At 68.5% G+C, this 23,364-nt stretch carries 22 protein-coding genes and 1 tRNA gene; 13 read left to right on the forward strand and 10 right to left on the reverse strand.

Annotated features, from left to right (window positions below; translation table 11 throughout):
- The first annotated feature begins 14 nt into the window (after positions 1-14).
- The 7 genes from B9Y70_RS08765 to B9Y70_RS08795 all read left to right on the forward strand — a co-directional run bounded on the left by B9Y70_RS08765 (position 15) and on the right by B9Y70_RS08795 (position 7,806).
- Positions 15-1,439 carry an ABC transporter transmembrane domain-containing protein gene (locus tag B9Y70_RS08765; RefSeq protein WP_085549892.1) on the forward strand — a complete coding sequence of 475 codons (1,425 nt, stop codon included), beginning with the start codon at positions 15-17 and terminating at the stop codon, positions 1,437-1,439.
- Positions 1,436-3,172, forward strand: a complete 1,737-nt coding sequence (locus tag B9Y70_RS08770; protein WP_085549893.1) for an ABC transporter ATP-binding protein — start codon at positions 1,436-1,438, stop codon at positions 3,170-3,172. Before B9Y70_RS08765 ends, B9Y70_RS08770 begins: the two co-directional genes overlap by 4 nt.
- Positions 3,169-3,993 (forward strand): CE1 family esterase, encoded by an 825-nt coding sequence (locus B9Y70_RS08775; protein ID WP_143337588.1) that lies wholly within the window; start codon positions 3,169-3,171, stop codon positions 3,991-3,993. Before B9Y70_RS08770 ends, B9Y70_RS08775 begins: the two co-directional genes overlap by 4 nt.
- 10 nt (positions 3,994-4,003) lie before the next feature.
- Positions 4,004-5,038: a diacylglycerol/lipid kinase family protein gene (locus B9Y70_RS08780; RefSeq protein WP_085549895.1), complete on the forward strand. Its 1,035-nt coding sequence runs from the start codon at positions 4,004-4,006 to the stop codon at positions 5,036-5,038.
- Between the two features lie 85 nt (positions 5,039-5,123).
- Entirely contained in the window at positions 5,124-6,116 is a 993-nt protein-coding gene (locus tag B9Y70_RS08785; protein WP_085549896.1) for an ABC transporter substrate-binding protein, read from the forward strand.
- On the forward strand, positions 6,113-7,015 hold the full coding sequence (locus B9Y70_RS08790; RefSeq protein ID WP_085549897.1) for an ABC transporter permease: 903 nt from the start codon (positions 6,113-6,115) through the stop codon (positions 7,013-7,015). Before B9Y70_RS08785 ends, B9Y70_RS08790 begins: the two co-directional genes overlap by 4 nt.
- Complete coding sequence (locus B9Y70_RS08795; protein WP_085549898.1) at positions 7,015-7,806, forward strand: ABC transporter ATP-binding protein; 792 nt, start codon at positions 7,015-7,017, stop codon at positions 7,804-7,806. Before B9Y70_RS08790 ends, B9Y70_RS08795 begins: the two co-directional genes overlap by 1 nt.
- A gap of 46 nt (positions 7,807-7,852) precedes the next feature.
- On the opposite strand, the gene B9Y70_RS08800 is transcribed toward B9Y70_RS08795, so the two are convergent.
- Positions 7,853-8,206 carry a thioredoxin family protein gene (locus B9Y70_RS08800; protein ID WP_159449800.1) on the reverse strand — a complete coding sequence of 118 codons (354 nt, stop codon included), beginning with the start codon at positions 8,204-8,206 and terminating at the stop codon, positions 7,853-7,855.
- Between the two features lie 210 nt (positions 8,207-8,416).
- On the opposite strand from B9Y70_RS08800, the gene B9Y70_RS08805 reads away from it, so the two are divergent.
- Positions 8,417-9,739, forward strand: a complete 1,323-nt coding sequence (locus B9Y70_RS08805; RefSeq protein ID WP_143337589.1) for an HNH endonuclease signature motif containing protein — start codon at positions 8,417-8,419, stop codon at positions 9,737-9,739.
- A gap of 70 nt (positions 9,740-9,809) precedes the next feature.
- Here B9Y70_RS08805 and B9Y70_RS08810 read toward each other — a convergent pair.
- The 3 genes from B9Y70_RS08810 to B9Y70_RS08820 form a co-directional block, all read right to left on the reverse strand.
- A tRNA-Pro gene (locus B9Y70_RS08810) sits at positions 9,810-9,883 on the reverse strand.
- Positions 9,884-9,950: 67 nt separating this feature from the next.
- On the reverse strand, positions 9,951-10,334 hold the full coding sequence (locus B9Y70_RS08815) for a YchJ family protein (protein ID WP_085549901.1): 384 nt from the start codon (positions 10,332-10,334) through the stop codon (positions 9,951-9,953).
- A complete protein-coding gene (locus B9Y70_RS08820) occupies positions 10,331-11,437 on the reverse strand; it encodes a bifunctional alpha/beta hydrolase/OsmC family protein (RefSeq protein WP_338025219.1) in 1,107 nt (368 codons plus the stop codon). Before B9Y70_RS08820 ends, B9Y70_RS08815 begins: the two co-directional genes overlap by 4 nt.
- A 41-nt stretch (positions 11,438-11,478) precedes the next feature.
- On the opposite strand from B9Y70_RS08820, the gene secA2 reads away from it, so the two are divergent.
- The 5 genes from secA2 (at position 11,479) to B9Y70_RS08845 (ending at position 16,213) form a co-directional block, all read left to right on the forward strand.
- On the forward strand, positions 11,479-13,728 hold the full coding sequence (gene secA2, locus B9Y70_RS08825) for an accessory Sec system translocase SecA2 (protein WP_085549903.1): 2,250 nt from the start codon (positions 11,479-11,481) through the stop codon (positions 13,726-13,728).
- An 85-nt stretch (positions 13,729-13,813) separates the two neighbouring features.
- The gene (gene odhI, locus B9Y70_RS08830) at positions 13,814-14,248 is read left to right on the forward strand and encodes an oxoglutarate dehydrogenase inhibitor Odhl (RefSeq protein ID WP_085549904.1); all 435 of its coding nucleotides are present in this window, start codon (positions 13,814-13,816) and stop codon (positions 14,246-14,248) included.
- A 14-nt stretch (positions 14,249-14,262) separates the two neighbouring features.
- The gene (gene ftsR, locus B9Y70_RS08835) at positions 14,263-14,970 is read left to right on the forward strand and encodes a transcriptional regulator FtsR (protein WP_085549905.1); all 708 of its coding nucleotides are present in this window, start codon (positions 14,263-14,265) and stop codon (positions 14,968-14,970) included.
- Entirely contained in the window at positions 14,967-15,554 is a 588-nt protein-coding gene (locus tag B9Y70_RS08840) for a bifunctional nuclease family protein (RefSeq protein ID WP_085549906.1), read from the forward strand. Before ftsR ends, B9Y70_RS08840 begins: the two co-directional genes overlap by 4 nt.
- Positions 15,555-15,670: 116 nt before the next feature.
- Positions 15,671-16,213, forward strand: a complete 543-nt coding sequence (locus B9Y70_RS08845) for a MerR family transcriptional regulator (RefSeq protein WP_085549907.1) — start codon at positions 15,671-15,673, stop codon at positions 16,211-16,213.
- A 44-nt stretch (positions 16,214-16,257) separates the two neighbouring features.
- Here the strand turns inward: B9Y70_RS08845 and B9Y70_RS08850 are convergent, their stop codons facing one another.
- From B9Y70_RS08850 to gndA, 6 genes are read right to left on the reverse strand one after another with little or no spacing between them, the layout of a single operon-like run.
- The gene (locus tag B9Y70_RS08850) at positions 16,258-17,235 is read right to left on the reverse strand and encodes a hypothetical protein (protein WP_143337590.1); all 978 of its coding nucleotides are present in this window, start codon (positions 17,233-17,235) and stop codon (positions 16,258-16,260) included.
- A complete protein-coding gene (locus tag B9Y70_RS08855) occupies positions 17,216-18,094 on the reverse strand; it encodes a 3-methyladenine DNA glycosylase (protein ID WP_085549909.1) in 879 nt (292 codons plus the stop codon). The genes B9Y70_RS08850 and B9Y70_RS08855 overlap by 20 nt, the downstream gene beginning before the upstream one ends.
- Positions 18,087-19,115 (reverse strand): hemolysin family protein, encoded by a 1,029-nt coding sequence (locus tag B9Y70_RS08860; protein ID WP_420838449.1) that lies wholly within the window; start codon positions 19,113-19,115, stop codon positions 18,087-18,089. Before B9Y70_RS08860 ends, B9Y70_RS08855 begins: the two co-directional genes overlap by 8 nt.
- A gap of 20 nt (positions 19,116-19,135) precedes the next feature.
- Positions 19,136-20,518, reverse strand: coding sequence for a hemolysin family protein (locus B9Y70_RS08865; protein ID WP_085549911.1), 1,383 nt, complete (start codon positions 20,516-20,518; stop codon positions 19,136-19,138).
- Between the two features lie 21 nt (positions 20,519-20,539).
- Positions 20,540-21,820: a DEAD/DEAH box helicase gene (locus B9Y70_RS08870; RefSeq protein ID WP_085549912.1), complete on the reverse strand. Its 1,281-nt coding sequence runs from the start codon at positions 21,818-21,820 to the stop codon at positions 20,540-20,542.
- Between the two features lie 18 nt (positions 21,821-21,838).
- Positions 21,839-23,287: an NADP-dependent phosphogluconate dehydrogenase gene (gene gndA, locus B9Y70_RS08875; RefSeq protein WP_085549913.1), complete on the reverse strand. Its 1,449-nt coding sequence runs from the start codon at positions 23,285-23,287 to the stop codon at positions 21,839-21,841.
- Positions 23,288-23,364 lie beyond the last annotated feature (77 nt).

A 23,364-nucleotide genomic window follows, 5' to 3' on the forward strand; every position in this document is an offset into this window, starting at 1 on the left:
TAAGATAGCCGATCATGGCCCGACTCCCCGCCGCCGACGATCCCCGTTGGCTCCCCAAGACCGTCCTCTCCCGCTGGCGCTGGACGGTACCGGCGGGCATCTTCATGGCGGTCAGTTTCCTGTCCAACGGCCTGTCGCCGGTGATCATCGGCCGGGCGATCGACGACCTGGACCGCGTGTTCTGGTGGATCGGGGTGCTGGCGGGCACGTTCATCATGGGCATGGTGGCCAGCTGGTTCGGCCGCCGCCTGCTCAACCGGTCGATCCTGGTCATCGGGCACGACCTGCGTATGGTGGTCACCGACCGCATCCAGGATCCCCGCGGCGTCGGCGGTCGGCGGCGCACGCCGGGCGAACTGCTGTCGATCGCGTCCTCGGACACCCAGCGCGTGGCGGATGCGGTGTTCATGACCGTGTTCCCCGTGGCGGAGGTCGCGTCGGTGCTCTACGTGGGCATCATGATGCTCTACATCAGTGTGCCGCTGGGCATCGCGGTGCTCATCGGCGGGCCGTTGCTCGTGTGGATCGCGCTGGTCGCGGCGGGTCCGCTCCGTCGGCGCTCGGGGAAGCGGCAGGCGGCCCTGGCCCGCGCCGCGGCGACCGCCACCGACGTGGTGCAGGGTCTGCGCATCCTCAAGGGACTCGGCGCGGTGGACACCGTCCGCAGCCGCTACCTGCGGGTCTCCGACGAGGCCTACGAGCGCACCGTCGACGCCAACCTCGCACAGGCCCGGCTCAACGCCACGACCGACGCCACCGGTTCGCTCTACGTCATCGCGGTCGCGGTGGCCGCGGCGTGGCTGGCGCTCGACGGTCAGATGAGCATCGGTGAGCTCATCACCGCCATCGGCCTCACGCAGTTCGTCATCATGCCGATGACCATGCTGGGCAAGAACATCGCCTCCCGCTGGGCTGCGGCGCAGGCCTCGGGGCGTCGTATCCGCGAGGTACTGGCCGCCCCGTACGCACTGGAGGAGGAGCACACGGACGTCCCCGACCTGCCCACCGGTCTCACCGTGGTCACCGGTCCGGCGCCGGAGGAGCTCATCCTCGCCCCGCGCGACCGGGTCGTCGTGGCCCCACACGCGGCGGACCTCTTCGACGGCTCCGTGCTGGACAACGTCCACCCGGATCCGGACCGCGCCCGCCGTGCCCTCGAGGTCGCGGCCGTGGAGGACATCCCCGGCGGACCGGAGCGGGAGGTCGGGGAGAACGGCCGTAACCTCTCCGGTGGTCAGCGTCAGCGCGTGGCCCTGGCCCGCGCCATCGCGGCGGACCCGGAGATCCTCATTCTGCAGGACCCCACGACCGCCGTCGATTCGGTGACGGAGGTGCGCATCAGCGAACGCGTGGCCGCCGCGCGCAGCGGGAGACCGACGATCGTCTACTCCGATGCGCCGGCCTGGAAGGCCGTGGCCGACAGGGTGGTGACGGCATGAGGTTCCCGCTCGCCGATCTCTGGCAGGTCCGCCGCGAGGTGGGCCGCCAGATCGCCCGCGTGCCCGGCGCGCGTCGTCAGGGCCTGCTGGCGCTGCTCCTGCTCAGCCTCGGTGCGGCTGCGACGGTCGCGGTGCCGTGGCAGCTCGGTCGGATCGTCGACATCGTCATCCGGGGTGAGAGCCTGTGGGAGGCCGTGGCCTGGCTGGTCGCGGCCGCCGTCGCCGGCGCGGGGCTCAGCGCCGCCGGGTTCTTCTACGTCTCGCGGCTGAGCGAGCGCGTCATCGCGCACCTGCGCGAGGAGATGGTGGGCACGGCCCTCGGTCTGCCCGTGCACCGCGTCGAGGACGCCGGCACGGGTGACCTGGTGTCCCGCTCGACGGATGATGTCGCCGTGCTGTCGTCCGCGGTGACGGAGACGGTGCCCATCCTGTCGAGCTCGCTGTTCACCATCCTCGCGACGTCGGTGGCCCTGGTGACGCTCAACTGGCGGTTCCTGCTGGTGCTGGTCGTCGTCGCCCCGCTGTACTGGATCGCGTCGCGCCGTTACCTGGCGGTGGCCCCGGGGCGTTACGCCGCCGAGCGTGCGTCCATGGCGGACCGTGCCCGCAAGCTGCTCGAGGCCATTCACGGCCAGGCCACGGTCCGCGCGTACCGGATGGAGTCCGAGATGCACGAGCGCATCCGGGTCACCTCCCAGGCGGTCGTCGACCACGGGTTCTCGGCCCGTCTCACCATGATCGTCCTGCAGGTGTGGATGTCGGTGGGTGAGTTCCTCATTCTCGCCGGTGGTCTCATCGTCGGTTGGACGGCGGTGCGCAACGGTGACCTCACCGTGGGTGCGGTCACGGCCGCGATGCTCATGCTCATCCGCCTGCGTGGTCCGCTCATGATGTTCATGCGCGTGCTCGACACCGTGCAGTCCGGCTACGCCTCCCTCACCCGTATCGTCGGCGTGGTCATCGACCCGCCGGCCCCCGTCGCGGACTCCGGTGCCCGCGCCCCGGAGGGCGTCGTCGACATGCGTGACGTGAGCTTCTCCTACGGCGGCGACTGGGCGGTGCGCGACGTGTCCCTGAGCATCCGCCCGGGGGAGACGGTGGCGCTCGTCGGTGCCTCCGGCGCCGGCAAGACGACGGTCGCCGCCCTCCTCGCCGGTCTGCGGGTCCCCGACGAGGGGACCGTGCTTGTCGACGGTGTCGAGGTCTCCTCCCTCTCCGACGCCGAGCGCGTCGCCCGCCTCGCGATGATCTCCCAGGACGTCCACGTGTTCTCCGGCACCCTCCGCGAGGACCTCACCCTGGCCCGCCCGGACGCCACCGACGCCGAGCTCGTCGACGCTCTCGAGCGGGTCCACGCCCACTGGTACGGTCAGCTGGCTGACGGCCTGGACACCGAGATCGGCGCCCGCGGCCACCAGCTCGACCCCGTCGAGGCGCAGCAGCTGGCCCTGGCCCGCATTCTCCTGCTCGACCCGAAGGTCGTCGTCATGGATGAGGCCACCGCCGAATCGGGCTCCGCCGGCGCCGGCGACCTCGAGGCCGCCGCCGAGGTGGTCACCCGGGACCGCGCGGCCCTCGTTGTCGCGCACCGCCTCGACCAGGCCGCGCAGGCCGACCAGGTGCTCGTCATGGAGGCCGGGGAGGTCGTCGAGTGCGGCACCCACGAGGAACTTGTCGCCCGGGGCGGCCGCTACACCGACCTGTGGGCGGCGTGGTCGAAGGGGCGCGCGTGAGACTGTTCGTCATGCTCGTCACCCTGCTTCTGCTCACCGGGTGCACGGCGCCGGTGGAGGAGCCGGTGGCGTCGAGAAGCGTCGGTGCCCCGCAGAAGACGGTGACGGGAACCGTCTCCGTCGACGGACGCGACCGGACGTTCCGCGTCTCGACGCCCGCCGGGTTCCACCGCGGCAGGCAGTGGCCGGTGGTGTTCGCCTTCCACGGGTGGAGGGAGTCGGCGGAGACGATGGAGCAGGTCAGCGGGCTGGACAGCGTGAATGCCATCGTCGTCTACCCGGAGGGTGTGGAGCAGGCCTGGGCACCGGCCCCGTACGCGGCGACGAGCGGGGAGGAGGACCTCGGCTTCGCCCGGGTGCTCCTCGATCACGTGCGTGACGAGTACCCGGTCGACGGCTCGCGCATCTTCGCCACCGGCTTCTCCAACGGCGGTGGCTTCGCCGCCTACCTGGGCTGCCACCTGCCGGAGACCTTCCATGCGGTCGCCCCGGTAGGTGCCGCCTACTATGAGGCGATCCACCTCGGCTGCACCACCGAACCCGTCGCCCGTCTGGACATCCACGGCACCGATGACCGCACGATCCACTACTACGGAGGCACCCGCCACGGCGAGCGGTATGAACCGGTCCCGGTGGTGCTCGACCGGGTGGCGGAGAACAACGGCTGCACCCGGTCGACCATGACCAGGCGGAGTCAGGACGTCATCGTCCAGCACTGGCAGGGCTGCCGGCTGCCCCTGGTCCACGTGCGTGTCGGTGGCGGGGCGCACGTGTGGCCGAAGGAGGCGACAGCGGAGTTACGGGCGTTCTTCGGCGTGTAGCGTGGACCTTATGAATGGCAACACAACTCGGCGCGTGGCGGTCATCTTCAACCCCGTCAAGGGCGAGCCGGAGGAGATGAAGCAGCAGGTCATCGACGCCGCCCGGCGGCACGGTTGGGAGGACCCGGAGTTCCGGGAGACCTCCGTCGAGGACCCCGGTTTCGCGCCCGCCCAGCAGGCCGCCGAGGAGGGCTACGACATGATCTTCGCCGCGGGTGGTGACGGCACGGTCCGCGCCGTCGCGGCCGCCCTGCGCGGCACGGGGTCCACGCTGGCGATCATCCCCGTCGGCACCGGCAACCTGCTGGCCCGCAACCTCAAGCTGCCGCTGGATGTGCCCGAGGCCATCGAGACCGCGTTCTCCGGGCAGGACACGCGCATCGACGTCTGCACCGCCCTTCTCACCCTCCCCGACGGCGAGTCCGAGGAGCTCGACTTCGTCGTCATGGCCGGCGTGGGCATCGACGCCCAGATGATCGTCAACACCGACGATGACCTGAAGAAGAAGATCGGTTTCCTCGCCTACGGTGTCGCCATCGCGAAGTCGCTCACGGGCGGCCGTCGCCTGCACCTGACCTGGAAGCTCGACGATGCCCCCGTCCGCCGCACCCGCGTCCACTCGCTCATCGTCGGAAACTGTGGCGACCTGGTGGCCAGCGTCCCGCTGCTCCCCGACGCCGTGGCCAACGACGGCCATTTCGACCTCGTCGCCCTGCGCCCCAAGGGGCTGCCCGGGTGGGGTCTCATCGTCGGCCGCCTCGCCACCCAGATGGGGCGCAAGGTGATCAACCGCCTGCGTCGCCGCGACGAGCAGCTCACCGGGGGTTCCGGCGACATCGAGGAGCTGCAGTACGCCACGGGCACCCGCCTCGAAGTGTCGTTGCCGAAGCCGGAGGTGTTCGAGGTCGACGGGGACGAGGTGGGGGAGGTCACCGCCTTCACCGTCACCATCGAGCCGGAGTGCCTCATCGTGCGTGAGCCGGTGCCCCCGCCGACCGCGGAACCGGGCGAGCCCCGCCCCGGAACGGAGGTGTTCGGGGGTTAGTCGGAGGGTAATGGCCCGTGTGACGACTTGGACAAGTAGATTTATCCCCGTAACACGTCACACTTGGCCCCTGGAAGGAACCCCCATGTTCTCACGCACCAAGGTAGTGGCCGGCTTCGCGGCCGCCGCACTTTTCCTCACCGCCTGCACCTCCGACTCCGGCACCGACTCGGACGGGACCACCACCGCAGCCTCCGGTGACGACGCCTACTCCATCGGCATCAACCAGCTCGTCCAGCACCCGGCCCTCGACGCCGCCACCGCCGGCTTCAAGGAGGTCCTCGACGAGGCCGGCGTCGAGGTCACCTACGACGAGCAGAACGCCAACGGCGAGCAGGCCACCGCCCTGACCATCGCCCAGCAGTTCGCCGGCAAGGACCTCGACCTGGTTCTGTCCGTGGCCACCCCGGCCGCCCAGGCCACCGCCCAGAACATCACCGACATCCCGGTCCTGTTCACCGCCGTCACCGACCCGGTCTCCGCCGAGCTCGTCGACTCCGAGGAGGCCCCGGGCGGCAACGTCACCGGCACCTCCGACGTCGCCCCGATCGAGGACCAGCTCGACCTGCTCAAGGAGCTCGTGCCGGACGCTCAGAAGGTCGGCATCGTCTACGCCTCCGGTGAGGTCAACTCGCAGGTCCAGGTCGATCTGGCCCAGGAGGCCGCCGGCCCGCGCGACCTGGAGATCGTCACCCAGACCGTGACCACCGCCAACGACATCCAGCAGGCCGTCGAGGCCCTGGGTGACGTCGACGCCATCTACGTCCCGACCGACAACATGGTCGTGGCCGGCATCGCCTCCCTCGTCCAGGTGGCCGAGCAGAAGCAGATCCCGGTCATCGCCGCCGAGGCCGGCACCGTCGAGGGCGGCGCCGTCGCCACCCTGGGCATCGACTACACCGAGCTGGGCCGCCAGACCGGCGAGATGGCCCTGCGCATCCTGCAGGACGGCGAGGACCCGGCGTCCATGGCCGTCGAGAAGGCCACCGAGTTCACCTACGTCATCAACGAGGACGCCGCTGAGCGTCTCGGCGTGACCATCCCGCAGGAGATCCTGGACGAGGCCGAGACCGTATGATCGGCGCCGTCGAGGTCGGCCTCATATACGGGGTGATGGCCCTGGGCGTCTTCCTGACGTTCCGGGTCCTCAACTTCCCCGATCTGACGGTCGACGGCAGCTTCACCACGGGCGCAGCCACCGCTGCGGTCGGCATCCTCAACGGGTGGCCGCCGCTGCTGGCGACGCTCGCCGGCTTCGTCACCGGCTTCCTCGCCGGTGTCGTCACCGGACTGCTCCACACGAAGGGCCGTATCGACGGCCTCCTCGCGGGTATCCTCACCATGATCGCCCTGTGGTCGATCAACCTCCGCATCATGGGTGGCGCCAACATCCCGATGCTGCGCCAGGAGACCCTGTTCACGCCGCTGCGTGAGGCCGGTCTGCTGGGCACCTGGGTCGGTGCCGCCATTCTCCTCGCCGTCGTGGCGGTGCTGGGCCTGGTGGTCGTGTGGTTCCTCACCACCGATCTGGGCCTGTCCATCCGTGCGACGGGTGACAACGGCCCGATGATCACCTCCTTCGGTGTGTCCACCGACTACACCAAGACCCTCACCCTGGCGCTGTCGAACGGTTTCGTCGGCATGTGCGGCGCGCTCGTCGGCCAGTACCAGGGCTTCGCGGACATCTCCATGGGTATCGGCCTCATCCTCGTCGGACTGGCGTCGGTCATCATGGGCCAGGCCATCCTCGGCCAGCGTTTCCTGTGGCTGGCGGTGTACGCCGTCATCGTGGGTGCCGTGCTGTACCGCATCATCATCTTCCTGGCGCTGCAGGTGGGCCTCGACCCCAACGACATGAAACTGATCACCGCCCTGCTGGTCATCGTGGCGCTTCTCGTGCCCCGCTGGAAGGGCCTGACGTCCCGTTTCAACAGGAAGCCGGCGGCTGCGGCGGCCGGTGCGAAGGTGGCTGCCTGATGCTGAAGATCGAGAACATCTCCAAGACGTTCTTCCCGGGCACGGTCAACGAGCGCGTGGCCCTCAACGAGCTGGACCTGACCCTCGACGAGGGGGATTTCGTCACCGTCATCGGCTCCAACGGTGCCGGTAAGTCCACGCTGCTCAACGCCGTCGCGGGTCGTCTGTTCGTCGACACGGGCACGGTGCTCATCGACGACAAGAAGGTCAACAAGCTCCCGGAGTACAAGCGTGCCCGCTACGTGGGTCGCGTCTTCCAGGATCCGTTGGCGGGCACCGCCCCCAACCTCACCATCGAGGAAAACCTCTCCCTGGCGCTGCTGCGCGGTAAGGGCCGTGGCCTGGGCCGGGGTCTGACGAAGAAGCGTCGCGACGAGTTCGTCGAGAAGCTCAAGTCCCTCGAGCTGGGCCTGGAGAATCGCCTGTCCGCCAAGGTGGGCCTGCTCTCCGGTGGTCAGCGCCAGGCGCTGTCGCTGCTCATGGCCGGTTTCACCAACCCCCGGATCATGCTTCTCGACGAGCACACCGCCGCCCTCGACCCCCAGCGGGCCGAGCTGGTCACCGGCCTCACCGAGCGCATCGTCTCCGAGGGCGGGCTGACCACCCTCATGGTCACCCACAACATGGAGCAGGCCATCCGCCTGGGCAACCGCCTCATCATGATGCATGAGGGGCGGATCGTCTACGAGGCCGACTCCGAGATGAAGTCCAAGCTCACCGTCCGTGACCTCCTGCAGGAGTTCGCGAACATCAAGGGCGCCACGCTCTCCGACAAGGCGTTCCTCGGCTAGACCCCGCTTATCGACGCCCCCGCTGCCCACCGCAGCGGGGGTTCGCTCATGTCCGCAGGCTCTCCACGAAGTCCACGAACTTCTCCTCGCTGTACATGAAGTCGAGGAAGGGCGGGGCGTCGTTAAGCGAATGGAACGGGGGATCGCGGTAGATGAGTTCGCCGTCGCGGAAGACGAGGAGCACCGGGATGGTGGAGATCTCGAGGTCCCTCACCAGGCGCTGCTGGATCTCGATCTCCGCCTCGCCGAAGGGGATGTCGGGGAACTGCCCGTCGACGGCCCGGTAGATGCGGCGGAAGCGCAGGCACGGTCCACAGGAGGTGGACCAGAACAGTGCCAGGACGAGGCCGTCCTGTGAGGTGAACTCCTCGTAGCCGCCGGAGGTCATCTGCTCGGTCATGCCTTCTATTGTGCCCTGACCTCCCGGTTTGTGGCGACTACCCCCGTTGGTCACCCCCATGTTCGGTGGGTGGTTTAGGTTGGGTTTCGAACGTACGAACGAGAGGCGTTGGGGGGGGTGATTGTTGTGGTTGAGCCGTCATGGTCGGTACTTGCGGAGTCGAATCCGTACCGGGGTGCCCGTCGGGCGCGGGTGTCGGCGGAGTACTTCATGTGGCGTAGCTGCCAGCCGGAGGTCGAGGTGCGCGACGGCGCGGACTGGACCGCCCTGAGCGCAGAGTTGTACTCAAAGATCGGTGCGACGAAGCACCAGATCACCCAGAACCTCGACGCGCTGGCCGTGCTCGACCGCCTCCCGCAGTTGAAGGCGCTGGTGGAGGAGACTTTCCTCTTGGGAATGAATCATCTCTGCACCATCGAGAGGGCGGTGTCGTCCGCCGCCCTCGCACTCCAGGCGGACCACTACTTCTGGAAGGCCCTCGACGAGGACCTCATCCACCGCTTCACCCCGACGCGCGCCCACCAGCTGCTGCCCAGTTCGTCCGCGATCAAGGACACGGTCATGTCGACCATCCGCAGCGTGGAGGAGCTGGCAGCGCCGCAGGACGATCCCTGGAGCGAGGGCACCCCGGTGGGCCCGGATGCACCTGAGAAGGAGGGGCCCCAGCCGTGCGAGAATCCCGCGGAGCTCATGTCGTCCTTGCCGCCCCCGGAGGACAAACCGACCTCAACGCTGCACGCCGAGGATCTGTCCGACGGTTCCGTGCGAATTGAACTCATCACGGATCAGGCCACCGGTACCGAGATCCTGGAGGCGGTCGACCAGGCCGCCGCGGACCGCGACTGTTCGAAGGCGGAGGCCCTCACGTCGCTCATCCTCGACGATGTGACCACCAAGGCCACCATGATGCTCTACCAGGCTGACGATGAGGGAGTGGAGGAGGCCGACAACCCCGTCTTCCACCCCGTGCGCGGACTGCTCACCCCGCAGGCGGCCGCCGTACTGCGCAAGCGCGTCACCCGGACCATCAGCATGCGGCACGCGAAGACGGCCCGCACTGGGGCCTACGAGACCACTGTGCCCATCCGTGCCTACCTCATCGGCCGGGACTGGATCTGCCGCTGGCCGGGGTGCAACCGGAAGGCGACACACTGCGACGCCGACCACCGCATCAACCACGACGACGGAGGGCCCACCACCGCAGCGAACATGGCGATGCTCTGCCGGCACCACCACAACCGGAAGACGGACGAGGAGATCCATTACCTCCTCGACCCCCACACCGGCGACGTCTACTGGCTGTTCGCCGACGGCACCTACGCGGTGGACGAGGCCACCGGACCCCTGGCTCCCAAGCAGAAGCGCTGGGTGCAGACATACCGCCAGCGCCGGAAGCGGCGACGGGAGTACCTATCAGCCCGAGCGGCTGCCGAGCGGTTCGAGTCCTACCAGGAGCAGATGAACGCCCCGCCACCGGAGAAACCCGAGGAACCGGAACACCACATCCCGTGGATGAATCCGCCACCGTTCTAGGGTCGTCCGTGCTGTCGTCGCTTCCCGGAAAACCAAAAACAGGCCAGCGAGAACGCTGACCTGCTATTTGTCGGACTGACAGGATTTGAACCTGCGACCCCTACACCCCCAGTGTAGTGCGCTACCAAGCTGCGCCACAGTCCGCCGTTGCTCCGTAAGGTGCAACTGCTTCAGGTTACAACACTGTGGTTTGAATACGCGAATCAGCAGGTCAGGACACGTCTCTGGCGGTGTACACCCACTCGCGGCCGACACGACGGAACATCGAGCGCTCACGCTGGGACCCCGGCGGGTCACCCTTGTAGAAGGCCTCGAACTCGACGACGCCCTCCCGGTCGAGGGGCCCGCCTCCGACCACATCGAGGATGTCGAGGCGGTAGAACTGCACCGGCAGGTCGACGAGGGTGAGTTCGAAGGGGCGGGTGTCCGGGTCCCACGTGCGCAGGAGGTAGTCGGCGTCGCGGACCACGAAGGCGGTGAAGCGGGAGCGCATGAGCGTCTCGGCGGTGGGCGCCACGCCGCCGGCGTGGTACTTCCCGCAGCACTCGGCGTAGGTCAGGCCGGTGTTGCAGGGGCAGCGCTGATCGTCCCTCATGCCGGCACGTCCAGGATCTTGATGCCCGGGAGCATGATCTGGAAGGGGGAGATGGCGGCGTTGAGGAGGGTGCGTCGCTGGGGTTCACTGAGGTCGCCGATGAGCTTGACCTTCCTCTCGAAGATGTTGCGGGAGGCGTGGGTGATGGTGACGTGGGCGTCGATGAGCGGCATGTCCTCGGCGGCCGCGCGGATGGCCTGCGTGGTGGCCGCCGCGAGGCCGGCCATGAGGAGGCTGATCGGGGAGTGCCCCTGGCCGCGGCCCCCCGCGGCCTTGTCGCGGTCGGAGAACAGGGTGCCGCCGGCGGTGTCGACGACGGTGCCGTGGCGTGAGCCGACGGTCATGCGGGAGTGGACCCGGTCGTCGTTGACCTCGGGTGGTACGTAGGAGGGATCGAGGTAGGGCGTGGCCCACTCGGCGATGAGGCGGCCGGCGCGTTGTGCGGACTGCGCACGCGTGAAGAGGTGGTCGGCGCCGTCGAGGGAGATGAGCGATTTCGGGTGGCTGAGCTCCCGGTAGATCCGCTCGGCGTTGCCGATGTCGACGGTCTGGTCGTCGGGGGAGTGGAGCAGGAGAACGGGCTTCGACAGCTCCGGCAGGTAGGTCTCCGGTCCGTGGGCGGCGAGGTCCGCGAGGAATTCGCGGGTGATCTCGATGTCGCGGCCGGCGAGGGTGACAGTGACGCATCCCTCGGTCTCGGCATCGCGGACCCGGTCGCCGAAGCGGAGCACGGAGTGGGAGACGTCGTAGGGGGCGGCGAGGGTGGCCACGGCCCGGACGGAATCGATCTGCTCGGCCGCGCGCAGGGCCGCAGCCCCGCCGAGGGAGTGGCCGAGCAGGAGCTGCGGTGCCTCGTGCTCGGTGGCCAGCCACGCGGCGGCGGCGAGGAGTTCCTCGACGTTGGAGGTGAAGCCGAGCTCGGAGAAGTCGAAACGCAGGCACGCGATGCCGTGGGCCGCGAGTGTCTTGCACACCCGGGAGGCCGCGGGAACCTGGCGCGTACAGGTGAAACAGTGCCCGAAGATCGCGTACGCGACGGGCGGGGTGTCGGGCAGGTCGATGGTTCCGGACAGTTCCACGCCACGCGCCGAGGGGAATGTCACGCTCACTGATTGCATGCTCACCAGGGTACTAGGGTGGTGGCATGGCTTTTGACTGGTTCTGGAAGGCGATGGGCGCATCGCAGACGCGCAACCAGAAGCGCAGCCGCGCGCTGGTGCAGGAGGCGGAGGCGCAGCACTCCGAGCTCTCGCAGCTTGACGACGCCGCCCTCGCCCAGCGGGCACGCGAGCTCACCGCCGGCGGTCTCAAGGATCCGGCGGCCTTCCTGGCCGTGCTGGGGGTGGCGGCGCACCGCACGCTCGGCCTCGAGCCGTTCCCGGTGCAGTCGCAGGCGGTGCTCCGCCTGGTGGAGGGCGATGTCATCCAGATGGCCACCGGTGAGGGCAAGACGCTGGTCGGCGCGATGGCGGCGACCGGTTTCGCGCTGACGGGCAAGCGGGTGCACGTCATCACGGTCAACGACTACCTGGCGGAGCGTGACGCCGAGTGGATGCGCCCCCTGGTGGAGTTCTTCGGCCTGCGCGTGGCGTCGGTGACGGAGAAGATGGGCCCGGCGGAGCGTCGGGAAGCATATTCCGGGGACATCGTCTACGGCCCGGTCAACGAGATCGGTTTCGACGTCCTCCGCGATCAGCAGATCACCCGCCGGGAGGACGCCGTGCAGGCCCCGGCGGATGTCGCCCTCGTGGACGAGGCCGACAGTGTGCTTGTCGACGAGGCGCTCGTCCCCCTGGTCCTCGCCGGCAACCAGCCGGGACAGGAGCCCACCGGTCAGATCACCGACGTGGTGCGCACCCTGCGGGAGCGCGAGCACTACACCATCGACGACGACCGCCGGAACGTCTTCCTCACCGACGACGGTGCCGCCCGGGTGGAGGGCGCGCTGGGGATCGACTCGCTCTACGACGACGAGCACATCGGGACGACCCTGGTGAAGGTCAACCTCGCCCTGCACGCGAAGGCCCTGCTCATCCGCGACATCCACTACCTGGTCACCGACGGCAAGGTGGCGCTCATCGACGCCTCCCGGGGGCGCGTCGCCGATCTGCAGCGTTGGCCGGACGGGCTGCAGGCCGCAGTGGAGGCGAAGGAGGGGCTCGACGTCACGGAGGGCGGCCGGATCCTGGACACCATCACGCTGCAGGCGCTCATGCGGCGGTACCCGATGGTGTGCGGCATGACCGGCACCGCCGTGGAGGCCACCGATCAGCTGCGTCAGTTCTACGACCTGCATGTCTCGGTCATCGACCGGAACAAGGAGCTGCGGCGCTTCGACGAGGCCGACCGCATCTACGCCACCGCCGCCGAGAAGAATCGCGCCATCGTCGATGAGATCGCGGCATTGCACGCGACGGGGCAGCCGGTGCTCGTCGGCACGCACGACGTCGCCGAGTCCGAGGCCCTGGCCGAGGCGCTTACCGACCTGGGCATCGAGGTCAACGTCCTCAACGCCAAGAACGACGCCGAGGAGGCCCGCATCATCGCCGAGGCCGGCGACCTGGGGCGCGTCACCGTGTCCACCCAGATGGCCGGCCGCGGCACGGACATCCGCCTGGGCGGTGCCGACCAGTCCGACCATGACGCGGTGGCGGAGCTCGGTGGCCTGGCGGTCATCGGCACGTCCCGCCACCGCACCGCCCGCCTCGACAACCAGCTGCGGGGCCGCGCCGGACGCCAGGGCGACCCCGGCCTGTCGTTGTTCTTCGTCTCCCTCCAGGACGACGTCGTCACCTCCGGTGGGGCGGGGGAGAACGTCACCGCCCGCCCCGAGCCGGACGGGTCGATCAACTCCGACCGCATCCGCGACTGGGTGGGCCACTGCCAGCGCGTCACCGAGGGGCAGCTGCTGGAGATCCACGCCCAGACGTGGAAGTACAACCAGCTGCTGGCGGACCAGCGCGACATCATCGAGGAGCGTCGTGCCCGGTTGCTCGACACCGATCAGGCGTGGGTCGAGTTGTCCGAGCGGGCGCCCGAGGTGGAGCCGGCGGAGGACCACATCCAGCAGGCCCGTGACATCATGCTCTTCCACCTCGACGACGAGTGGGCGGAGCACCTGGCGGTCATGGACGACGTCCGCGAGTCCATCCATCTGCGTGCCATCGCCCGGGAGACCCCGATCGACGAGTACCACCGCATCGCGGTGCGCGAGTTCAAGGACCTGGCGCAGCGGGCCGTCGACAAGGCGGTGGAGACGTTCCGGGCCGGGGGCACCCTCGAGGACCTCGGGTTGGCGCGCCCGTCGGCGACGTGGACGTACATGGTCTCCGACAACCCCCTCGCGGGGTCGGGTAATTCGGCCATCTGGGGGATTGGTAACCTTTTCCGCTGATGGTGTCGTCGTACCCTCACGCGACGGCCACAGTCGCTATGATGGCAAACAGTCACAGTTCCGACGAAAGCGGAGGATTAAGAAAATGAGCGAGAACACCGGTACCCCCGAGGCACAGGTTGAGACCACGTCTGTCTTCCGTGCAGACCTGCTGAAGGAGATGGAGTCGGGCGCCGGGTCCGCTCCGGCAGCCGCAGGCGCCGATAACCTCCCGGAGGGGGCAGGTCTTCTGGTGGTCAAGCGTGGCCCGAACGCGGGCGCACGCTTCCTGCTGGATCAGCCGATCACCACCGCCGGCCGCCACCCGGAGTCGGACATCTTCCTGGATGACGTGACCGTCTCGCGTCGTCACGCTGAGTTCCGCATCACCGACGGCGAGTTCGAGGTCTACGACGTGGGTTCCCTCAACGGCACCTACGTCAACCGCGAGCCGCGCAACAACCAGGCGCTGACCACCGGCGATGAGATTCAGATCGGCAAGTTCCGTCTGGTGTTCCTCGCCGGGCCGAAGAACGACTAGGTGATTCCTGTCCAGTGAGTGCTGTTCGAAAGCCGGCGGCCACGGCAGCTCCGCGCACGACCCGGACCCTGTCCATCGGCAAGGTCCTGGAGGCCCTTCGCGAGGAGTTCCCGGATGTGACCGTCTCGAAGATCCGGTTCCTCGAGTCCGAGGGTCTCATCACGCCGCAGCGTACCGCGTCGGGTTACCGCCGTTTCACCGGCGACGACGTTGAGCGCCTGCGCTACATCCTGGTCACCCAGCGTGACAACTACCTCCCGCTCAAGGTCATCCGCGAGCAGCTGGAGGCCATGGATTCCGGTGCCGTCTCGCTCATCGAGACCGAGCCGATCGTCTCCCCGGAGAAGTTCCGCGCGCCCGCCGCGACCCGTCTCACCGACGATGACATCGCCGCCCAGGCCGGGGTCGAGGTCTCCTTCGTCTCCGAGCTTCTCGACGCCGGGCTCATCCGCCCCGACGCCGCCGGTTTCTTCACCGCCGATGACGTCCGGGTGGTCACCACCGCCCAGTCCCTGCAGGACTTCGGGTTCGACGTCCGCCACCTCAAGTCTCTGCGCAACACGGCGCAGCGCCAGGCCGACCTCATCGGCCAGGTCGCGGGTCCGGTGGCCCGCCGCAAGGGGCGGCAGAAGGGCGAGGACATGGGCCAGCAGATGACGGCCCTGGTCGTCTCCCTGCACGCCAGCCTGGTGAAGAACGCCCTGCGGGATGAGCTTGCATGACGCTCATCCCTGTCGAGTACCACGGAATCCATACCGCGGGCCCCGAGCAGTTCACCTGTGTGCTGCTCCGCTGGGCCGAGCAGAACCGTATTCTGCCGGTGTGGATCTCGCCGATCGCCGCCGCTGAGCTCGACGCCCGGGACAACGGTTTCACTCCCCGTCGTCCGGGGTCCGCGGAGCTGCTGCTCGACGTGATCAACCGGAGCAGCGGGGGAGTGTCCGCGATCAACATCATCAGCCACTTCGAGGGCGTGTTCATCGCCTCGATCGTGCTGTCCGACGGGGAGGAGATCGACGCCCGTCCCTCCGACGCGCTGCTGCTCGCGCGTTCCCTGGAGATGGACATCCACGTCGAGGAGGATGTGCTCAACCAGGCGTCCTTCTTCGTCTCCGACGATATTCTCGAGGAATATTTCGGGCTACGTTTCGGCGACGAGGTCGAGGCCTCGTCCGCGTCGGGGGATGCGCAGGCGGATGCCGACTTCGAGCAGATGATGCGCTCTCTGGGCATGTCAGAGGCCGATTTCGGTGGGGAAGATGACACGGATGTGACTAAAGGTGACAACGGGGAAGAAGAAGTCTAACCTTCAAGTTGAGGGTTAGAGTTACGGCGTGTCTCCGGGACATCCCTTGACGTTGCTCTAACCTTGGTTTTTAATGACGCATAGGGCGCATTTCCAAACCTCATTGGAGTAATTACGTGAGCAGCAACGAACACCCCGTCCAGGAATCCCTCTTCGACCTCGGACCCGGCGAGGAGGTCGGCTACCGCGTGCCCATCGCATGCCAGGTCGCCGGCATCACCTACCGCCAGCTCGACTACTGGGCCCGCACCAAGCTCGTCGTGCCCTCCATCCGGGGTGCGCGCGGCTCCGGCTCCCAGCGTCTGTACTCCTTCCGCGACATCCTCGTGCTCAAGATCGTCAAGCGACTGCTGGACACGGGTATCTCGCTGCAGAACATCCGACTGGCCGTCGAGAAGCTGCGCGACCGCGGTGCCAACGACATCGCCGAGATCACTCTCGTCTCCGACGGCACCACCGTCTACGAGTGCCGCTCCGCGGACGAGGTCATCGACCTCCTCGGCGGCGGGCAGGGCGTGTTCGGCATCGCCGTGCCGGGCATCATGAAGGAGCTCACCGGCACGATCTCCTCGTTCCCCTCGGAGCGTATCGACGACACCGAGGCTGAGGTCATCGGCATGGACGAACTCGCCGCCCGGCGCCGCCGCAAGACCAGCTAGTTCTTCTCCCCCCGCTCAGCTCACGTGCGGGGGGAGACGTGTTTCTACAGTTCGATCGGGGTGGAGACCGCGGCCAGTGCGGCGTCGGCCTCACCCTCACCGAGGTGCGCGACCTCGACGATGACGTCTGCCTCCCCCCGCGCCTGCTCGAAGGCGGAGGCGAAGGTGGCGTCGTCCATGTCCTGGGCGGTGCCGGTGGTGACCACGAGCACCCGGACGGTCTCCCCGGTGGAACGGGCCTGATCGGCGGCGGTAGCCACGGCCGCGACCACGGCGGAACGCGTCTGGGGGACGCCGCCGGTGCCGAAGCGCTGCACGACCTCCGCGGCCTCGGTGCCGTCGGAGAAGCCGACGTTGTTGCGCCAGCCCTGCGTCACACCGGGGTTGAGCGGGGAGGAGTAGTTCCACAGGGCGACCTGCTGCCCCTCCGCGCCGAGATCGCGGGACAGCCGGGAGATCGCGTCCGTCGCCTGCTGATGGACGGGGTCGGACTGGGCGGAGGTGTCGAAGAGAATGAGAGTGCTGCCCGGAGCCGCGGGCGGGGCGGCCTCCGCTGTGGTCTCCGCAGTGGTGGTTGTCGGAGCCTCGACCTCGGAGAACTTCGCGAAGTCCGCAGCAGCGCGGGTCTGTTCCTCGGTGATGTCGCCGGCCGGGTTGAGCACGTGGGCGGTGCCGCCGGTAACGGGGACGGCGGAGGAGACGGTGCGGTCGCCCAGCTCCGGCTCCCCGTCGGTGACGACGACGGCGGCCTGCGCGATGTTCTCGACCGGCTCGGCCGTGACGCAGTGGTCGCGGACGACGGGGTCCGAATCGTTGTAGGCGCCGATGAGATCGGCGGCGTCACCCGCGACGGGCAGGGTGAGCTCGCCCTCGATGCACTCCTGCGCCTGAGGTTGCGGCTCATCGTCGCGGAACCCGAACCACCAGATGAGACCGGCGATGAGCACGATCGCCGCGATGATGGCGGCGATCACCCATCCGGCGATGGAGAAGCTTGTTGACTCACTGCGATGACGGCCCATGCCCATGAAGTGTAGTGGCGTGTGCCGCATCAATGAGGGAGACAAGCCGGTCACGCAGGGGCTTTCCCCGTTCCGCGAGGTCGCGCTGGCGCTCGACGTACTCGGCCTTGCCCTCCGGGGTCTCGATCGCCACCACACCGAAACCATGGGCGCGGCAGTCGTAGGGGGAGGCCTCCATGTCGAGGACGCGGGCGTCGACGGCCAAGTCGAAGCAGTCGAGAAAGAGCTCGCCCGGCACGAGCGGGCCCAGTTTGGACGCCCACTTGTATAAATCCATGGTGGCGTGGACACAGCCGGCCTGGTCGTTGGCGGGCTGGTCCTCGCGCTCGAGGACCGTCAGGTTGAGCGGTCGCGCCGCCGGGGTGAAGAAGCGGAAGGCGTCGAAATGGGTGCACCGGATCCGGTGCTTCTCGACGACCGCGTCACTCCCCGCCGCCCCCAGGCGCAGCGGCAGGTCGTGGCGCGGGGTGTCGGTGCGGTACACCATCGCCCATTCGTGGAGGCCGAAGCAGTCGAAGTGCGCCGGGTTAAGGTTCGTCCGGTGCAGCAGATCCCGGATGTAGAGCAGGGACTCACCGCGGCGCTCCCAGAGGGCCGCGACGTCGACGGCGGTGGTGTCACCGTCGAAGTGGTAGTCGCGCCACTCGGCGTGCGGGGTGCGGCCGGGCAGGACCCGGCCCAGGCCCGGGTGCCAGCGCCGCAGGTGGGAGGGGCGCACCGGGTAGTACTCGAAGAGGAAGTCGTAGACGGGGTGCTTCTCGTGGTGCTGCCGCCGTGCGAGGTGATCCCGGGTGAGGGCGTCGGCGCGGGCTTCGTGGGCGGCCATGCGGTCGCGCCAGTCGTCGAGAAGCTCAGGCATCCCCGTGGGTCCAGTCGTTGACCGTGCCGACGTACTCCTCGATGAGGTCCTCGAGGGTGAGCACACCGATGAGCTCGCCGCGGTCGCGCACCTGCGCCATGTGGGCGGAGCGGCGGTGGAGTTTGCGGAGGGCCTCGTCCATGGTGCCGGTACCGTCGACGATGGTGAGCGGGCGCAGGTCCGAGCGGGGGATGAACTCCTCCGGGCCGGCGGTGGCCAGGCGGTCGAGGACGTCCTTGACGTGGATGTAACCCAGGAAGGAGCCGTCCGTGCCGGTGACGGGGAAGCGGGAGAAGCCGGTCTCGACGACCGCCTGCTCAAGCTCGCCGAGGGTCGGGCCGCGGCGACCGAAGTCCAGGGTGCGGACCTTACCCAGGGGGATCATGACCTCCTTGAGGGAACGCTTCTCGGAGCGCAGGGCCTGGGAGAGGCGCTGGGTCTCCTCGGCGTCGAGAAGCCCCTCCTCACGGGACTCCTTGATCATGAACGCCAACTGGGCCTCGTCGACCGTGGAGTCGAGCTCGTCCTTCTGCTCGATGCCGAAGGCACGCAGGGTGATACGGGCGATCCAGTTCATGAACTCGATGAGCGGGCGGGTGATCTTCACCCACCAGATCATGGCCGGGGTCAGCCACATGGCCAGGGTTTCCGGGCCGGCGATGGCGATGTTCTTGGGCACCATCTCACCGAAGAGGATGTGCAGGAACGTGATGAACGCCAGGGCGATGACGAAGGAGATCGGGTGCAGCAGGTTGTCCGGGATACCCAGGGCCTGGAAGGGACCCTCGATGAAGTGGGCGACCGCCGGTTCGGCGACCTTGCCCAGGATGAGCGAGGCGATCGTGATGCCGAACTGGGCGCCGGCCAGCATGATCGACAGGTGCTCGGTGGCGTAGAGGACCTTGCGGGCGGCGGGCTTGCCCTGCGCGATGAGGGACTCGATGCGGTCCTTGCGCGAGGAGATGAGGGCGAACTCGGCGGCGACGAAGAAGGCGTTGGCGGCCAGGAGCGCCACGATCATGAGGATGGTGGTGAAGATGTTCACTTCTGGTACTCCTGCGCTTCCTCATCGGTGACCGGCGTGAGGATCACCTTGTCGACGCGTCGATCCTCCATCACCGTGATCCGGGCGTTCCAGCGGCCCGTGATGCCGGTCTCGAACTCGGACATGCCCGGGTTGTCGGATTCCGGCAGCAGGACTACGTCCTGCACCGTCGGGATCCGGCCGAGGGTGGCCATGATGAGGCCGCCGAGGGTCTCGTAGGGGCCGGACGGGGCGGTGTAGCCGACGCGCTCGTGGAGATCGTCGACCCGCACCAGCCCCGAGACCTCCCAGGACGAGCCGAACTTCTGGAAGTCCTGCTCCGCGGCGGCGTCGTCGTGCTCGTCGTAGACCTCGCCGAGGATCTCCTCGACGACGTCCTCGATGGTGACCAGGCCGGCGGTGCCGCCGTACTCGTCGGCGACGAGCACCACCTGCGACCCGGCGGAGCGGACCGTGGAGAGCACCGCGTCACCGTCGAGGGTGTCGGGGACGACGGGGACCCTGCGGGCCAACGACCCGAGCAGGGTGGTGGCGCGGGCCGCCCGGGGTACGGCGAAGGCGTCCTTGACGTGGACGACACCCACCGTGTCGTCGAGGTCGCCCCGCGCGACGGGGAAGCGGGAGTGGCCGGTCTCCAGCGACTTGGCGATGAGCGCGTCCACCGTGTCATCGGCGTTGAGGTAGGCGATGGTCGAGCGCGGGGTCATGAACTCGTTGGCCGTGGCCTCACCGAACTGGAGCGAACGGTCGATGACCTGGGCGGTGTTGATGTCCAGCCCGCCCTGCTGCGCGGAGGAGCGCACGAGGCTGCCCAGCTCCTGGTTGGAGCGGGCGGTGGCCAACTCGTCGGCGGGTTCGATGCCCAGCCTGCGGACGATGTAGTTGGCGGACCGGTTCATCGACAGGATGAACCACTTGAACACCATGTTGAATACGCGCACCGGGTGGACAACCACGCGGGCGGTGTTGAGCGGCATGGTGATGGCCACGTTCTTGGGCACCAGCTCACCGAAGACCATGGACAGGAACGTCGCGACGATGAGCGCCAGCACCAGGGCCACCGCGCCCGACGCCGACTCGGTGAGGCCCACCAGCTCGAGCAGCGGGGTGAAGTAGCTGGACAGCACCGGCTCCGCGAGGAAACCGGTGGCCAGGGTGGTCACCGTGATGCCCAACTGGGCACCGGAGAGCACGAAGGAGAGGTTCTGGTAGTCACGCTGGACGGCGTGGGCGCTGCGGTCCCCCTTGTCCCGCACGTGGTTGTCGACGGTGGAGCGTTCCAGACCGGTGAGCGCGAACTCGATGGCCACGAACAGACCCGTGGAGCCGGTCAGTGCGACGAATCCCAGGAGGGAGAGGATGCTGATGAATATGTCCATGAGTGGCGCTGGGCGGGAACCTTATCGACGGGAACGACGCTGCCGCTGGCTGGGACGTCCACCGCGTCGCTGACGGGGCGGACCGGAGGCCGACGACTTCTTCTGCTGCTGCTGGCCGGGGGGCGGCAGCGGGGTGCCCGACGGCACCCGTGCACCAGTGATCTTAGTCAGTACATCGGAGTCCGCGGTCACCCGCACCTCGGGGGCGTCGACACCCGCCTTCCGCATGAGTCCCTCGACCTCCTTGCGCTGGTCATCCATGACGAGCGTGACGACGGTGCCGCTCGTGCCGGCACGCGCCGTCCGCCCCGCACGGTGCAGGTAGGCCTTGTGCTCGGCGGGCGGGTCGACGTGGACGACGAGCGAGACGTCGTCGATGTCGATGCCGCGGGCGGCGATGTCGGTGGCCACCAGGACCGGAACGGTGCCGTCGGCGAAACCGGCGAGAGCGTTCGTGCGGGTGGTCTGGCCCTTGTCCCCGTGGAGGCCGGCGGCGTTGATGCCCACGCGGCGCAGCTTCTTCACCTGGCGGTCGACGCCGTGCTTGGTGCGCATGAACATGATGGTCTTGCCCTCGCGGGCCCCGATGCGCAGGACGACGTCGTTGCGCTCGTCGCGGCCGCCCACGAGCAGGCGGTGGTGCTCCATCGTGTCGACGGACGCCTGGACCGGCGCAGTGGAGTGGGTGACCGGGTCGCTGAGGTAGCGGTCGATGAGCTTCTGCACGTCACCGTCGAGGGTGGCGGAGAACAGCAGGCGCTGGCCGGTGCGCGGGGTGCGGTCCATGAGGCGGCGGACCTGGGGGAGGAAGCCCATGTCGGCCATCTGGTCGGCCTCGTCGAGGGCCACCATGGCGACCTCGTCGAAGTGGAGCTTGCCCTGGTCGAGCAGGTCCTGCGCGCGGCCCGGGGTGGCCACCAGCAGGTCCACCGGGGCGGCCAGGGAGCGGATGTGGCGGTTGATGTTCACGCCGCCGACGACGTCGAGCAGGCGCAGGCCCAGGGCGTTGGCGGGGGCGTCGAGACGCTCGCGTACCTGGGCGGCCAGCTCACGGGTCGGGGTGAGCACCAGCGCCCGCGGATGGCCGGGGCGGGTGACGCCCTTCTCGGCGAGGCGGGTGAGCATCGGCAGCCCGAACGTGAAGGTCTTGCCGGAGCCGGTGGGGCCGCGGCCGAGGACATCCCGGCCCGCCAGCGCATCGGGGATGGCGGCGGCCTGGATGGGGAAGGGCTCGGTGATCCCCTGCCGCTGCAGTTCACGCACAATGGGCAGGGGAAGGCCGAGATCCTTGAAAGTGGTCATTGCGCAGAGTCTACGCTGCTAGCCGGCAGGGATCTCCGTACGGTCACCGGACCACAGGGTGTGGAAGGCACCCGGCTTGTCCACACGCCCGTAGGTGTGGGCGCCGAAGAAGTCCCGCTGGCCCTGGATGACGGCGGCCGGCAGGCGCTCGGCGCGCAGGGAATCGTAATAGGACAGCGAGGACGCGAACACCGGCACCGGCAGACCCAGCTGCGTGGCGGCGATGATGACGCGGCGCCAGGAGTCGATGAGTCCGGAGAGCTCGCCGAGGAAGTAGCCGTCGAGAAGCAGGGACGGCAGCTCCGGATCGGCGTCGTACGCCTCGACGATGCGGTTGAGGAACTTCGCGCGGATGATACAGCCGCCACGCCAGATGGTGGCCAGGTCGCGGGGGTCGACGTCCCAGCCGTACTCGGCGGAGCCGGCCTTGATCTCGTCGAAGCCCTGGGCGTAGGCGACGAGCTTGGAGGCGTAGAGGGCGCGGCGGACGTCCTCGATGAACTCGGCGCGGTCACCGTCGAAGGTGGCCAGCTCGCCGGAGGGCAGCACGCCCTGCGCGGCGGCGCGCTGCTCCAGGGAGGAGGACAGGGCGCGGGCGAAGACGGCCTCACCGATGCCGGTGACGGGGATGCCGAGGTCGAGGGCGGCCTTGACTGTCCAGCGGCCGGTGCCCTTCTGACCGGCGGCGTCGACGATGACGTCGATGAGCGGCTTCCCGGTCTCGGCGTCGACCTGCGCGAGGACCTCGGCGGTGATCTCGATGAGGTAGGAGTCGAGGTCGCCGGAGTTCCACTCGCGGAAGACGTCGGCGATCTCGGCCGGGGTCATGCCCGCGGCGTAGCGCAGCAGCTGGTAGGCCTCGCCGATGACCTGCATGTCGGCGTACTCGATGCCGTTGTGGACCATCTTGACGAAGTGACCGGCACCGTCCGGGCCGATGTGGGTGACACACGGGGTGCCGTCGACGACGGCGGCGACGGACTCCAGCAGCGGGCCGAGGGTCTCCCAGGACTCCTGCGGGCCGCCCGGCATGATCGACGGGCCGTTGAGGGCACCCTCCTCGCCGCCGGAGATGCCGGCGCCGACGAAGTGGCGGCCCCGCTCGGCCATCTCCTGCTCGCGGCGGATGGTGTCGGTGTAGAGGGCGTTGCCGCCGTCGATGATGATGTCGCCGTCCTCCATGGCGTCGGCGAGCTGGTTGATCACGGCGTCGGTGGCGGGGCCGGCCTGGACCATGATGATCGCCTTGCGGGGACGCTCGAGGGACGCGACGAAGTCCTCGATCGTCTCGGAGGGGATGAAGGCACCCTCGTCCCCGTGCGCGGTCATGAGCGCGCGGGTCTTCTCGGGGGAGCGGTTGTACACGGCGACGGTGTGGCCCTTGTGGGCGAAGTTGCGGGCGAGGTTGGAGCCCATGACAGCAAGGCCGACGACGCCGATCTGGGCGAGATTCTCAGGGGTGCTCATGGCTTCAGAGTGTAGACACCTCGACCACGCTGCGGAACTCGGATCCGAAACTTGATCGTATCTTTCCACTTGTTGCA

This window comes from Corynebacterium pollutisoli (genome assembly GCF_900177745.1).
Classification (GTDB): domain Bacteria; phylum Actinomycetota; class Actinomycetes; order Mycobacteriales; family Mycobacteriaceae; genus Corynebacterium; species Corynebacterium pollutisoli.

Coding starts and splice junctions, on each gene's coding strand:
- B9Y70_RS08785 (WP_085549896.1), top strand. CDS start 5,124: ATGTTCTCACGCACCAAGGTAGTGGCCGGCTTCGCGGCCGCCGCACTT.
- B9Y70_RS08850 (WP_143337590.1), bottom strand. CDS start 17,235: ATGGGCCGTCATCGCAGTGAGTCAACAAGCTTCTCCATCGCCGGATGG.
- B9Y70_RS08790 (WP_085549897.1), top strand. CDS start 6,113: ATGATCGGCGCCGTCGAGGTCGGCCTCATATACGGGGTGATGGCCCTG.
- B9Y70_RS08800 (WP_159449800.1), bottom strand. CDS start 8,206: ATGACCGAGCAGATGACCTCCGGCGGCTACGAGGAGTTCACCTCACAG.
- B9Y70_RS08815 (WP_085549901.1), bottom strand. CDS start 10,334: ATGAGGGACGATCAGCGCTGCCCCTGCAACACCGGCCTGACCTACGCC.
- B9Y70_RS08805 (WP_143337589.1), top strand. CDS start 8,417: ATGTGGCGTAGCTGCCAGCCGGAGGTCGAGGTGCGCGACGGCGCGGAC.
- B9Y70_RS08855 (WP_085549909.1), bottom strand. CDS start 18,094: ATGCCTGAGCTTCTCGACGACTGGCGCGACCGCATGGCCGCCCACGAA.
- B9Y70_RS08780 (WP_085549895.1), top strand. CDS start 4,004: ATGAATGGCAACACAACTCGGCGCGTGGCGGTCATCTTCAACCCCGTC.
- B9Y70_RS08870 (WP_085549912.1), bottom strand. CDS start 21,820: ATGACCACTTTCAAGGATCTCGGCCTTCCCCTGCCCATTGTGCGTGAA.
- gndA (WP_085549913.1), bottom strand. CDS start 23,287: ATGAGCACCCCTGAGAATCTCGCCCAGATCGGCGTCGTCGGCCTTGCT.
- B9Y70_RS08770 (WP_085549893.1), top strand. CDS start 1,436: ATGAGGTTCCCGCTCGCCGATCTCTGGCAGGTCCGCCGCGAGGTGGGC.
- odhI (WP_085549904.1), top strand. CDS start 13,814: ATGAGCGAGAACACCGGTACCCCCGAGGCACAGGTTGAGACCACGTCT.
- B9Y70_RS08795 (WP_085549898.1), top strand. CDS start 7,015: ATGCTGAAGATCGAGAACATCTCCAAGACGTTCTTCCCGGGCACGGTC.
- secA2 (WP_085549903.1), top strand. CDS start 11,479: ATGGCTTTTGACTGGTTCTGGAAGGCGATGGGCGCATCGCAGACGCGC.
- B9Y70_RS08865 (WP_085549911.1), bottom strand. CDS start 20,518: ATGGACATATTCATCAGCATCCTCTCCCTCCTGGGATTCGTCGCACTG.
- B9Y70_RS08840 (WP_085549906.1), top strand. CDS start 14,967: ATGACGCTCATCCCTGTCGAGTACCACGGAATCCATACCGCGGGCCCC.
- B9Y70_RS08765 (WP_085549892.1), top strand. CDS start 15: ATGGCCCGACTCCCCGCCGCCGACGATCCCCGTTGGCTCCCCAAGACC.
- B9Y70_RS08860 (WP_420838449.1), bottom strand. CDS start 19,115: ATGATCGTGGCGCTCCTGGCCGCCAACGCCTTCTTCGTCGCCGCCGAG.